This window comes from Chromobacterium sp. FG89, from assembly GCF_057808735.1.
Map to the genome: position 1 here is coordinate 85,077 of NZ_JBMDIQ010000016.1, position 12,452 is coordinate 97,528.

Here is a 12,452-nt window from a genome sequence, read left to right on the forward strand (position 1 = left end):
TCCTTACGAATCAAGAAACTATGACCGATAACCAGTTCGCCAAGGAAACCATCCCCATCAGCCTCGAAGAGGAGATGCGCCGCTCTTATCTGGATTACGCGATGAGCGTGATCGTGGGCCGCGCCTTGCCTGATGTGCGCGATGGCCTGAAGCCGGTGCACCGTCGGGTGCTGTACGCCATGCACGAGCTGTCCAACGACTGGAACCGCGCGTACAAGAAATCGGCGCGTATCGTTGGCGACGTGATCGGTAAATACCACCCGCACGGCGATAGCGCGGTATACGACACCATCGTGCGTCTGGCGCAGGATTTCTCGCTGCGCTACCCCTTGGTGGATGGTCAGGGCAACTTCGGTTCGGTGGACGGCGACAACGCCGCCGCGATGCGGTACACCGAGATCCGCATGGCGCGCATCGCCCATGAGCTGCTGGCCGACATCGAGAAGGAAACCGTGGACTTCGGTCCCAACTACGACGGTTCCGAGCACGAGCCGCTGATTCTGCCGGCCAAGATCCCCAATCTGCTGATCAACGGTTCCTCCGGCATCGCCGTGGGCATGGCCACCAATATTCCGCCTCACAATCTGAACGAGGTGGTGGACGCCTGCCTGGCCTTGCTGGCCAACAGCGAGCTGACCATTGACGAGCTGATCGACATCATTCCGGCGCCGGACTTCCCCACCGCGGGCATCATCTACGGCACCGCCGGCGTCAAGGAAGGCTACCGCACCGGCCGCGGCCGCGTGATCATGCGCGCGCGCGTTCATTTCGAAGACATCGGCAAGGGCGACCGCCAGGCCATCATCGTCGACGAGATCCCGTACCAGGTGAACAAGGCGCGGCTGCTGGAACGCATCGGCGAGCTGGTGCGCGACAAGCAGATCGAAGGCATTTCCGACCTGCGCGACGAATCCGACAAGTCCGGCATGCGCGTGGTGATCGAGCTCAAGCGCGGCGAAATGCCGGAAGTGGTGCTCAACCACCTGTACAAGCTGACCCAGCTGCAAGACAGCTTCGGCATCAATATGGTGGCGCTGGTGGACGGCCAGCCGCGCTTGCTGAACCTGAAGCAGATCCTGGTGGAATTCCTGCGTCACCGCCGCGAAGTGGTGACCCGTCGCACCATCTTCGAACTGCGCAAGGCGCGCGAACGCGGCCACATCCTGGAAGGCCTGGCCGTCGCGCTGTCCAACGTCGACGAAATCATCGCGCTGATCAAGGCGTCTGAAACCCCGCCGCAAGCCAAGATCGCGCTGATGGAGCGCGAATGGCGTTCGCCGCTGGTGGAGGAAATGCTGTCCCGCGTGGATCAGGACAAGGCGCGCCCGGACGGGCTGGCGGAAGAGTTCGGCCTCAAGGCCAGCGGCTACCGCCTGTCCGACGCCCAGGCCCAGGCCATCCTGGAGATGCGCCTGCAGCGCCTGACCGGTCTGGAGCAGGACAAGATCGTCGCCGAATACCGCGACATCATGGCGGTGATCCTGGACCTCCTGGACATCCTGGCCAAGCCGGAGCGCATCAACCAGATCATCAGCGAAGAACTGACCGCCATCCGCGCCCAGTTCGGCGACGCGCGCCGTTCCGAGATCGAGCCTTTCGGCGGCGACATCAATATCGAGGACCTGATCACCCCGCAGGACATGGTGGTGACCATTTCCCATACCGGCTACATCAAGGCCCAGCCCATCGACGACTACAGCGCCCAGCGGCGCGGCGGCCGCGGCAAGCAGGCGGCGGCCACCAAGGACGACGATTTCATCGACACCTTGTTCGTGGCCAATACCCACGACTTCGTGCTGTGCTTCTCCAGCCGCGGCCGTTGCTACTGGCGCAAGGTTTACGATCTGCCGCAGGGCGGTCGTCAGAGCCGCGGCAAGCCCATGGTCAACGTGCTGCCGCTGGAAGAGGGCGAGAAGATCAACGCGCTGCTGCCGGTCAAGGAATTCCGCGACGACCAGTACGTGTTCATGGCCACCGCCGACGGCACCGTGAAGAAGACGCCGCTGCGCGCCTTCTCCAAGCCGCGCGCGGCCGGCATCATCGCCATCAATCTGGACGAAGGCAATTATCTGATCGGCGTGGCGCTGACCTGCGGCAAGAGCGTGGCCGGCCAGGGCGACGAGGATGACGAGGCCATCGTAGAAGAAGACATCGCGGTTGAAGGCGAGCTGATCGAGGACGGCCTGCCGGTCGAGGGCGATCAAGTGATGCTGTTCTCCGACGCCGGCAAATCGGTGCGCTTCAGCGAAAGCCAGGTGCGGCCGATGGGACGCACTTCCAGAGGCGTGCGCGGCATGAAGCTGGGCGAAGGCCAGAAGCTGATCTCCCTGCTGGTGACCAACTCCGAAGACCAGATGGTGCTGACCGCCAGCAACGGCGGCTACGGCAAACGCACCCGCACCGGCGACTTCCGCCTGACCAGCCGCGGCACCCAGGGCGTGATCGCCATGGACCTGACCGACAAGACCGGCTTCAAGCTGGTGGCCGCCAGCCTGGTGGAGGAAACCGACGACGTGATGCTGATCACCACCGGCGGCGTGCTGATCCGCACCAAGGTGGCCGAAGTGCGCGAAACCGGCCGTTCCGCCCAGGGCGTGCGCCTGATCAATCTGGACGAAGGCGAGCAGCTGATCGGCCTGGAGAAAGTGGCCGAGAGCGATAGCGACGACGAGGCGGACGCGCTGGAAGGCGAAGACGGCGTCGAAGCCGCCGACGAGGGCGGCGAGGCATGATTCCGACGCCGGCCAATCCCGAAGTGCTGGAGGCGATGAGCCAGCTTTTCGTCTCCTTTCCGCACTGTCGCGCCCTGGGTTTCCAGTACATCGGCACCGAGGGGCGCCGGCCCACTCTGAAAGTGGACTGGCGCGAGGACTTGGTCGGCAATCCGGTCACCGGCATCCTGCACGGCGGGGTGATCACCTCGCTGGTGGACACCTGCAGCGCGGTGGCGGTGACGGCGCATCTGCCGGAGATGGAAACCATCGCCACGCTGGATCTGCGCATCGACTACCTGAAGGCGGCCACGCCGGGCAAGCCCATCTTCTGCCGGGCGGAATGTTATCGCCTGGCCAGCCAGATCGCCTTTACCCGCGCCGTGTGCTACCACGAATCGCCCAGCGATCCGATCGCCCACGGCGTGGCCACCTTCATGCGCGAATCCAGCCGCACGCCGATGTTGCCGGAGGCCGCCGCATGAGCCGCTTCATGGAACGTTTCAACACGCTGCGCGATCAAAAAGCCTATGCGCTCATCGTGGAAGAACTGCCCTACATCAAGCTGATGGGGGTGGAGCTGGGCGAGGACGAGGCCGGCGAGCTGTTGTTTCAGCTGCCCTTTTCCGAGCGCAACGTCGGCAACACCGCCTTGCCGGCGCTGCACGGCGGGCTGATCGGCGGCTTTCTGGAAAGCTCGGCGATGCTGCACCTGATGTGGAACCGGGAATCGCTGGAAACGCCGAAAATCGTCGATTTCTCGCTGGACTATCTGCGTCCGGGCCGGCCGCAAACCCTGTACGCCAAGTGCGAGATCACCAAGCAGGGCAAGCGGGTGGCCAATGTGCTGATCGAAGCCTGGCAAGAAGACCGGCGAAAGCCGGTTGCCGTGGCGAGAGCCCACTTCCTGCTCAGTCAGTAAGCTATAACAAAGGCCCGGCGCTTAGCGATCGGGCCTTGTCGCATACCAAGGCCCGAAAGTTCGCCGGTGCGGGCGCCAAGGGCCGTCAACGCAAATAGAGGATGAACATGGCCAAAGTGTACAACTTCTCCGCCGGCCCCGCCGTGCTGCCGCACCAGGTGCTGGCCGAAGCGCAAAGCGAAATGCTGGACTGGCACGGCTCCGGCATGTGCGTGATGGAAATGAGCCATCGCGGCAAGGAGTTCATGGAGATCATCCATGACGCCGAGCACGATCTGCGCGAGTTGATGGGCATTCCCGCCAACTACAAAGTGCTGTTCCTGCAAGGCGGCGCCTCGCTGCAGTTTTCCCAGGTGCCGCTGAATCTGCTGGGCGAGCGCGACAGCGTGGACATCGTCAACACCGGCCACTGGTCCAAGCTGGCGATCAAGGAAACGCGCCGCTACGCCAAGGTGAACGTGGCGGCCAGCAGCGAAGACCGCAATTTCGCCTACGTGCCGGACGAAGCCGGCTGGCAGCGCGATCCCAAGGCGGCCTATCTGCATTACACCTCCAACGAGACCATAGGCGGCCTGCAATTCCCCTTCGTGCCGCAAAGCCTGCCGGACGTGCCGCTGGTCTGCGACATGTCCTCGGACTTCCTGTCGCGGGAAGTGGACGTCAGCCAGTTCGGCCTGATCTACGCCGGCGCGCAGAAAAACATCGGCCCGTCCGGCCTGGTGGTGCTGATCGTGCGCGAAGACCTGCTGGGCAAGGCGCGGGCCGATTTGCCCACCATGCTCAACTACCAGGTGCACGCCGACGCCGATTCCATGTACAACACGCCGCCCACCTTCCCGATCTACATCTCCGGCCTGGTGTTCAAATGGCTGAAGGAGCAGGGCGGCGTCAAATCCATCGCCACCCGCAACGAGGAAAAGGCCGGCTTGCTCAATCATGTGATCGAGTCCAGCGGCGGCTTCTACCACACTCATATCGATGCGCCGTTCCGCTCGCGGATGAACGTGGTGTTCCGCTTGAGGGAAGAAGCGCTGGAGGAGACCTTTTTGCTGGAAGCGCGCAAGAACGGCCTGATCCAGCTGAAAGGACACCGCGCGGTGGGCGGCATCCGCGCCTCCATCTACAACGCGATGCCGATCGAGGGCGTCAAATCGCTGGCCAACTTCATGCAGGACTTCGCCCGCATGCACGGCTGAGCCGTAGCGCACGCCTTCCAGCCCGCCGTCAGGCGGGCTTTTTCATGGCGGAGGCGAACGAAGCCGCCGCGCCGCGGTCTATCCCCGGTCGCCGCCGAATGGCCGGCGGCCGGCAGCCAAGAACAGGAGTGAAATGATGAAATCCGCCGTATTCGCCGTACTGGCCCTGAGCAGCGCGGCCGCGCTGGCCAAACCGCTGACCTTGCCGGAGATCCCGGCCGGACAGCGCCAGATCGTCAACTACGTCTGCGCCGACGGCGCCAAGCTGACGGTCAAGTATTACAACGTCAAGAACGGCCAGAGCTTCGCCGTATTGCCGATCAAGGGCAAGACCATGCTGCTGAGCAATGTGCTGTCCGGTTCCGGCGCCAAATACGCGGCCGAGCAATACAGCTGGTGGACCAAGGGGCCGGAAGGCTCGTTGCGCGACGAAATCGCCGACAAGGCCTTGCTGGACGACTGCAAGGAAAGCCGGCGCTAAGAGCCGGGTCTCAGACGCGCGGCAGATCGTAAACAGGTTCTAAGGCGCCGCGTCGGCGTCGGGCGCCGCCGCCCGCGCGGCGTCCAGTTCCGGGCGCAGCAGAAACTCGCGCAGCGGCATCGGCCGCGCAAACAGATAGCCTTGTAGCCAGCCCACGTCCAGGCGGGTCAGGTAGGCGCGCTGGGCCTCGGTTTCCACCCCTTCCGCCACGATTTCCAATTTCAATTTGTGCGCCAGCTCCGCCACGCTGTCGACAATGTGGCTGGACGGCGCGTCCGCGCCTATGCTGGCGGTGAAGCTCTTGTCTATCTTGATGCCGTCCAGCGGCAGCTGTTGCAGATAGACCAGGCTGGAATGGCCGGTGCCGAAATCGTCTATCGCGATCTTTACCCCCAGCTCGCGCAGCCGCGCCAGCCGCGCGCAGGCCTCCGGCGTGGGCTCCACCATCTCTCTTTCCGTCAGCTCCAGCATCAGATTCAGCCCCCCGGGCGGGAAGTGGGCGAGAAATTGTCGGCAGTCCCCCAGCAAGACGTCGTCGCGCAGATGAGCGGCGGTGATGTTGATGCCCAGGTGAAATTGAGGCGGCAGCCGGCTCCGCCCCAGGGTCCGCGCCAGTTGGCGCATCATCTGCCGCGTCATCGGCACGATCATGCCGCAATCCTCGGCGCGCGGAATGAACAGGTCCGGCCGGATCAGGCCGTCGCGCGGATGGCGCCAGCGCATCAGCGCCTCCGCGCCTTGCCAGCCCAGCCCGTCCGAGCGCACCACCGGTTGCAAAAAGGGCTCGAACTCGCCGTTGTCCAGCGCGCGCTGCAATTCCACGGTGGGCGAGGCCGGCCGGTTCAGCTGCCAGCGCAGCGCGGCGGCCAGCACCAGGCCCAGGGCCGCCATGCTGAGAAACACCAGCTCGTAGCTGTTGGCCATCTGGCGGTACAGGTCGCGGTGGTTGAAGCCGCTGATCACGGCATAGGGGTGGCGGGGGGAGGCGCGTTCTATGGTGAGCAGATCGAAGGACGGGCTGGGGTTGAGGTGTACCGCGTGGTCCGGCCCTATCCAGTGCGGACCTACGCGCATATAGACCGGACTGTAGTCGCTGGCCATGTCCAGGCTGAACTGCAGATGCACGCCGTCGATGGCGATGTAGATGGCCGTCGGACCCGCTTGTTTGCGGTAGATGATCAAGGGCCGGTCCGGCGTCAGCTCGTTGCCGGACATCAGGCGCAGTTCGGTGGCCGACCGCGGCGTGTCCGGCGGCGAAATCTGCCGGTGGTAGACGCCGAACAGCGAGGAGCAATAGAGAATGCCGTCGCGTTCCAGGGTGACGCTGCGGATGAAGGGCACGATGGTGACTTGTTTGCGCAGCGCTTGTTCAATCCGCGAACACGGCTGGCCGGTCAGCGGAGCGACGGTGACGGTGGCCTGTTCCGCGTAGTCCAGCATCAGATCCAGCATGTTTTCCGCCTGGCTCGTCTGCAGGGTGGCCTGCTGCCGCAGCCGGTTGCTTTCCTGCCAGTAAACGATGGGGGTGATCACGGCCAGCGGCAGGAGCGCGGCGACGCCGATCAACAGCCAGCGGCTGATGCGGGCGGGCAGGGTGAGGCGGCGGGACATCATGGCGCGGATGCGGAAGTCGGCATGGTTCATGATATACGAGGGCCGCCGCCGTTGCCGGGCCGGCTAGCGCTCCGCCGCTTCCGGCTGCGACAGGTAGACCAGGCTCAGCAGGATGAAGCCGATGAAGGCGTAGGCCTTCATCTGGCCGTTCCACTGGCTGGCCCACATCGCGAAGTATTCTCCGCCTATCACCGCGAAGCCGGTGTACCAGACCAGCAGCGCCGGAACGCAGCCCAGCGTGAACAGCGTCTTGCCACGCAGATAGGCGTCCTCGCGTCCGCATAGCGCGCCGCGCAGCATGGCGCAGCCGCCCCAGGCGCAGATCAGGCCGAACAGCAGCTCGCCGGCGATGATGGCCAGATAGGCGGCCTGCTGCAAGCCGGGATCGGTGATGGCCCGGCTTTTCAACGCGTGGCCGCTAAACCAGGGTTCCATGCCGTCCATGGCCAGCACATGGCGGACGAACTGCCAATTGCTGTCGTAGTCCAGCATATTGCCGCTGGCCGCCAGCAGGCCGAACAGGGCGATGGAGAGCGCGAGCAGGCTTTTCAGGCCTTGCTGGGCGCGGCGCAAAGAGGGCAGATGCATGGGATTTCCTTATCGTGAGGGATGGGGCGATTGTGCCAGCGCGGCAAGACGCTGGGAATGGCCGGCGCCGGCGTAAAAAAACCCCGCGCAAGCGGGGTTGGGACAGCTTTGGACGCACTGGCTTAGAACCAGCGGCCGTAGCGTTTGATGTAAAGGGTTTTGACGATCTGGGTCAGCGTCATATAGCCCAGCATGGTCGCCAGCAACCACCAGAAGTAGCTGGGGTCCAGCTTGACGAAGCCGATGCTGTCCGCCAGCGGCGAGAACGGCAGGTAGCAGCCGATGGCGATGGCCACCGAGGTGGACAGCAGGACCGGCAACGAGGCGGTGCTTTGCAGGAAGGGGATCTTGCGCGTGCGCAGCATGTGCACCACCAGGGTCTGCGACACCAGGCCTTCGATGAACCAGCCGGAGTGCATGATGCTGGCGCCGCCGTCGCTGACGCCGTGGGCCAGGCCGGCGTAGTAGGCCGCGCCGGCGCCGAACACCGTCCACATCAGCGTGTAGGTGGTGATGTCGAACACCGAGGAGGTGGGGCCCAGCCACAGCATGAAGCGCTTGATGTTGTTGGCTTCCCACTTGCGCGGCTTCTTCAGGAACTCCGGATCCATCTTGTCCCAGGGCAATACCATCTGCGATACGTCGTAGACCAGGTTCTGGATCAAGAGGTGCATCGCCAGCATCGGCTCCCAAGGCAGCCAGGCCGAGGCCACCAGCACCGAGAACACATTGCCGAAATTGGAGCTGGCGGTCATGTTCAGGTACTTGAGGATGTTGCCGAAGGTTTCCCGGCCCTTGATCACGCCTTCTTCCAGCACCATCAGGCTCTTTTCCAGCAGGATGATGTCGGCGGTTTCCTTGGCGATGTCCGCGCCGCTGTCCACCGAGATGCCGACGTCGGCGTCGCGCAGCGCCGGCGCGTCGTTGATGCCGTCGCCCAGGAAGCCCACGGTGTGGCCGTTGGCCTGCAGGGCCTTGACCACGCGGGACTTCTGCAGCGGAGTCAGCTTGGCGAAGATGGTGGTGTGCTTGACCGCGCTGCACAGCGCCACGTCGTCCATCGCCTCGATGTCCTTGCCGATCAAGGGCACGCCGGGGCTGAGGCCGACGTCGCGGCACACTTTGGCGGTGATGATGGGATTGTCGCCGGTCAGCACCTTGACCGCCACGCCGTATTCCTTCAGCGCGCGGATGGCCGGCGCCGCGGAGTCCTTGGGCGGATCCAGGAAGGTCAGAAAGCCGCGCACCACCAGCTGGGCCTCGTCATTGGTCTTGTAGTTGCGCTTGGCTTCTTCGGCGGGGATGTCGCGGGTGGCGACCAGCAGCACGCGGTAGCCTTCGGCGTTGTAGTCCTGGCTGCGCTTGAGCAGGGCGGCGCGCTCCTCGGCGGTCAGCGGCTTGATCTGCGAACCGTCCTGAACATGGCTGGAGACGGCCAGCATTTCCTCCACCGCGCCTTTGGAGATCATCAACTGGCGGCCGCGCTGGTTTTCCACGATCACGGACAGGCGGCGGCGTACGAAATCGAACGGCATTTCGTCCACCTTGTTATAGCCGTCCGGCTTGACCCGGCTGCCCAGTTCGTCCGCGTGCTCCACCACGGCAATATCCATCAGGTTCTTCATGCCGCTCTGGTGGAAGCTGTTCAGCCAAGCCAGTTGCAGCACGCCTTCGTCTTTGAGCCCATGGATATTGTAATGGTGTTCCAGGATGATCTTGTCCTGGGTCAGGGTGCCGGTCTTGTCGGTGCACAGCACGTCCATCGCGCCGAAGTTCTGCACCGAGTTCAGCCGCTTGACCACCACCTTGCGCCGCGCCATCGCCACCGCGCCCTTGGCCAGGTTGGCGGACACGATCATCGGCAGCATTTCCGGGGTCAGGCCCACGGCCACCGCCAGTGCGAAGGTGAGGGCGGACATCCAGTCGCCCTTGGTCAGGCCGTTGATCATGAACACCACCGGCACCATCACCAGCATGAAGCGGATCAGCAGCCAGGATACGCTGTTGACGCCGCGGTCAAAGCTGGTTTCCACGCGCTTGTGGCTGACCACGCTGCGCGCCAGCGAACCGAAATAGGTGTCGGTGCCGGTGGCCACCACGATGGCGGACGCCTTGCCGCTGACCACATTGGTGCCCATGAGGCAGACATTGGGCAGGTCCAGCAGATCGGCGTCGCCCTTGGCCTGGCCGTTGGCGGATTTCTCGGCCACCGCGCCCAGGGTGTCGTACTTCTCCACCGGCAGCGCTTCGCCGGTCAACACCGCCTGGCTGATGAACAGATCGCGGGATTCGATCAGCTTGATGTCGGCCGGAATCATGTCGCCGGCCTGCAGGTGGACGATGTCGCCCACCACCAGCTCGCTCATCGCGATTTCCTGGCGGATCGGGCTGCTGCCGTTGGCCGGGCGCCGCTGCGCGGTGGCGGTGTTGCGCACCAGCGATTTCAGCTTTTCCGCCGCCTTGGCGGAGCGGAATTCCTGCCAGAAACGCAGCAGGCCGCTGATGCCGACCATGGTCAGCAGAATGATGATGCCGGTCCATTCCTCGTCGCCGGGGCTGGCGAAATAAACATCGGTGAAATAGCTGATGGCGGCCAGCACCATCAGCACCACGACAAAGGGGTTCTTGAACGCTTGCGCCAGCTGGATCAGCGGGTGCGGAGCCTTGTCGTGGGCCACCTCGTTGGGTCCGAACTGGGCGTAGCGCTGATGCGCCTCCGCCATGGTCAGACCGTCCTGGTGGCCGCGCACGCGTTGCAAGGTTTCTTCCACGGAGCTTTCGGCTTCCTGTACCGCGCGGATAACCGGTTTTTCCTGTTTTGCGCCTGGGGTGGCGACATAGCCTTTCAGCTTGTGTCGGCTGCTAGTGTGTTTCGTCATTGTTTCGTCTCCTGCGCGCCTGTTTCGCGCAGAGCGGTCGGGCCTGTTCAGGCCGGCCTGGTGTCTGGCGGACGCAGCACGGCGGGTGTTGCGGATGTTCCGGGTTGTTGTTTTGCGCCCGCCTGCGTTGTTGTCGGTGTGTGCAGGGCGGGCGGTAGCGGGTAACTGTCGTCGGTCATGGTGTTTCCTTCATGTGGGCTTGAAGCCCGCGCCGCCGCGGCTGGGCGGCGCGGGAGGGTGAATCAGGATTGGGCCAGCGGACGGACTCCGGCGGACCACTCGGGCCGGACCTGGCCGGGCAGGATGTCCAGCCGGACCCGGGCCAGCGGCAGGTTGCCGAGCCGCTGCATGACGGCTTCCAGGAAATGCATGGAGGCGTCGCCGCGGGAACGGAACTCGGTGGCCAGCATCCAGTTGGCCGGCGCGCCGGAGGCGTGGCATTCGCCGGCCAGCAGGGTTTCGTTCCAGCTGGACACTTTCAGCCCGTGGCCTTGGGCGGCGGCGCGGATTTCCCGGCGCGCGGCCTTGACCGCTTGCGTGGGGCAGATGACCGACAGTTGATAGCGCTGCGGCCGGATGTTGTGGCGGATGATGTCGTTCATGGCGATCTCCTTGCGATCCGGCTTCCGTCGCGTGCGGACGTGCCGGCCCCTGCCTGGCGGCATGCGATGACAGGGTTGTTTTTGACGGTGGCGAGGCGCGCGGGCCTATCCCGCCGCCGTCAGGCGGAGGAGATCAGGCGGTGCGGGCGGCCTCGGGTCTGCAAGATCGGGGTTCCGGTTCTTCAGACATGGCTGGCCTTTCTTGGCGGTGGGGTTGAACTCAATGGACGCTCAGGCGCTGGCCGCCCAGCGACGGGGCGTGGCCCGCGTCTCCGGCTTGCGGCGTCCCCAGCGGACGCGGTGAATCTCCGGCATCTTGCTCAGGCGCAGCGCCATTTCATTGAAGGCGCGGCGCAGGGCGACCGGGCAATCCAGGCGCACGCTCAGGCAGGCTTGTCCGGAGGCGGCGGCCGGGGTGATGGCGACGTGGGTCGCCGCCAGGCCCAGGGTGTGCATTTCCCAGAATAGTTGTTTGCGCAGCGCGGTAATGACCGGGATGTCGCAAATCACATTCAGGTGGCAGCTGGTTTCGTCTTGGCGTTTGCTTGGATTGCGCGCGAGATAATTGAATAACCAAGCCAGTTTATTGTGGCGCATATTTCACTCCCTCATTTTCATTTTGAAAATGCGACGGACAGCATTATTCCCTTTCTGTGTTTTATAGACGCAGAAATAAAAATAATTTAATGGTCGATTGCGATGGTCGGCGGCGGCTAATTGGCCGGTCCCGTTGTCGCAATAAGGGAGGGGCTCAGATCAGCAATTCGCCAAGGGCCGGCGCGGTCGCGGTTCAGGGTCTTCTATCAACATCGGAACCTCCTGCTGGCTGGCAGCGTTTGCGTTTATAGGATCGCGCGGACATGGCCGCGCGCGGGAAGTCGGGGTGGGTTCAGTGCGCCAAATGGGCCCGTTGGGCCAGCAAAAAGGCGCGGTTGGGCACGCGCGGGCGCTGCGCGTGGCGCGCCCAGTGAACCCGGTTGACCTGGGGCAGCTGGCAAAAATGCGCGGCTAGCTGGTTCAGGCAACGGCTGGCCACGTCCGGACAGGCGAAGAGCACGCTCAGACAGGCCAGGTCGTTGTCGCCGGCGGTCAGGGCGATGCGTTCCACCTCCAGGCCGCGGGCGTGCAATTGCTTGGCCGCTTGCACGCGCAGCATGGTCAGGTCCGCATGGACGCAAAAAATGTTCAACTGGTAAACGGCGGCCGGGGCGGTGGTTTTGCCTGGGCGCAGCAGGGCTGCCAGTTTAGTGATCAAGCGCATGATGATTCCTCCCATTGGCGATGCAAGGAGGACGCGACGAAATCCGAAGGCAAACGCCGTCAAAGGGAATCCGTGCGCAATCAGGCGGCAAGCCGCCTGCGCGGCGCGAATCTGGGGATGTCTGAAAAGCTTGGCCGTTCGGCCTGGGGTCCGGCTCGCACTGGGCCGCGCGCTAGGCGGGTCGCTGATGTGCGTTGT

General features: G+C 64.2%; 11 protein-coding genes. 5 read left to right on the forward strand and 6 right to left on the reverse strand.

Annotated features, from left to right (window positions below; all coding sequences use genetic code 11):
- The first annotated feature begins 20 nt into the window (after positions 1-20).
- From gyrA to ACODRW_RS16335, 5 genes are all read left to right on the forward strand, one after another.
- Positions 21-2,732, forward strand: a complete 2,712-nt coding sequence (gene gyrA / locus ACODRW_RS16315; protein ID WP_488906184.1) for a DNA gyrase subunit A — start codon at positions 21-23, stop codon at positions 2,730-2,732.
- On the forward strand, positions 2,729-3,196 hold the full coding sequence (locus ACODRW_RS16320) for a PaaI family thioesterase (RefSeq protein WP_107799189.1): 468 nt from the start codon (positions 2,729-2,731) through the stop codon (positions 3,194-3,196). Before gyrA ends, ACODRW_RS16320 begins: the two co-directional genes overlap by 4 nt.
- 8 nt (positions 3,197-3,204) lie before the next feature.
- The gene (locus ACODRW_RS16325) at positions 3,205-3,633 is read left to right on the forward strand and encodes a PaaI family thioesterase (RefSeq protein ID WP_319792930.1); all 429 of its coding nucleotides are present in this window, start codon (positions 3,205-3,207) and stop codon (positions 3,631-3,633) included.
- Between the two features lie 107 nt (positions 3,634-3,740).
- Positions 3,741-4,829 (forward strand): 3-phosphoserine/phosphohydroxythreonine transaminase, encoded by a 1,089-nt coding sequence (gene serC, locus ACODRW_RS16330; protein ID WP_488906185.1) that lies wholly within the window; start codon positions 3,741-3,743, stop codon positions 4,827-4,829.
- 136 nt (positions 4,830-4,965) lie between these two features.
- On the forward strand, positions 4,966-5,310 hold the full coding sequence (locus ACODRW_RS16335) for an MliC family protein (RefSeq protein ID WP_199225858.1): 345 nt from the start codon (positions 4,966-4,968) through the stop codon (positions 5,308-5,310).
- A gap of 39 nt (positions 5,311-5,349) precedes the next feature.
- Here the strand turns inward: ACODRW_RS16335 and ACODRW_RS16340 are convergent, their stop codons facing one another.
- The 6 genes from ACODRW_RS16340 to ACODRW_RS16365 all read right to left on the reverse strand — a co-directional run bounded on the left by ACODRW_RS16340 (position 5,350) and on the right by ACODRW_RS16365 (position 12,254).
- Positions 5,350-6,954, reverse strand: a complete 1,605-nt coding sequence (locus tag ACODRW_RS16340; RefSeq protein ID WP_488906186.1) for an EAL domain-containing protein — start codon at positions 6,952-6,954, stop codon at positions 5,350-5,352.
- Positions 6,955-6,987: 33 nt separating this feature from the next.
- Positions 6,988-7,512, reverse strand: a complete 525-nt coding sequence (locus tag ACODRW_RS16345) for a DUF2165 family protein (RefSeq protein ID WP_488906187.1) — start codon at positions 7,510-7,512, stop codon at positions 6,988-6,990.
- A gap of 122 nt (positions 7,513-7,634) precedes the next feature.
- Complete coding sequence (gene mgtA / locus ACODRW_RS16350) at positions 7,635-10,391, reverse strand: magnesium-translocating P-type ATPase (protein WP_488906188.1); 2,757 nt, start codon at positions 10,389-10,391, stop codon at positions 7,635-7,637.
- Positions 10,392-10,633: 242 nt separating this feature from the next.
- On the reverse strand, positions 10,634-10,993 hold the full coding sequence (locus tag ACODRW_RS16355) for a hypothetical protein (RefSeq protein WP_107799183.1): 360 nt from the start codon (positions 10,991-10,993) through the stop codon (positions 10,634-10,636).
- A 231-nt stretch (positions 10,994-11,224) separates the two neighbouring features.
- Entirely contained in the window at positions 11,225-11,590 is a 366-nt protein-coding gene (locus ACODRW_RS16360; protein ID WP_107799182.1) for a hypothetical protein, read from the reverse strand.
- Positions 11,591-11,882: 292 nt separating this feature from the next.
- The gene (locus tag ACODRW_RS16365; protein WP_048414716.1) at positions 11,883-12,254 is read right to left on the reverse strand and encodes a hypothetical protein; all 372 of its coding nucleotides are present in this window, start codon (positions 12,252-12,254) and stop codon (positions 11,883-11,885) included.
- Positions 12,255-12,452 lie beyond the last annotated feature (198 nt).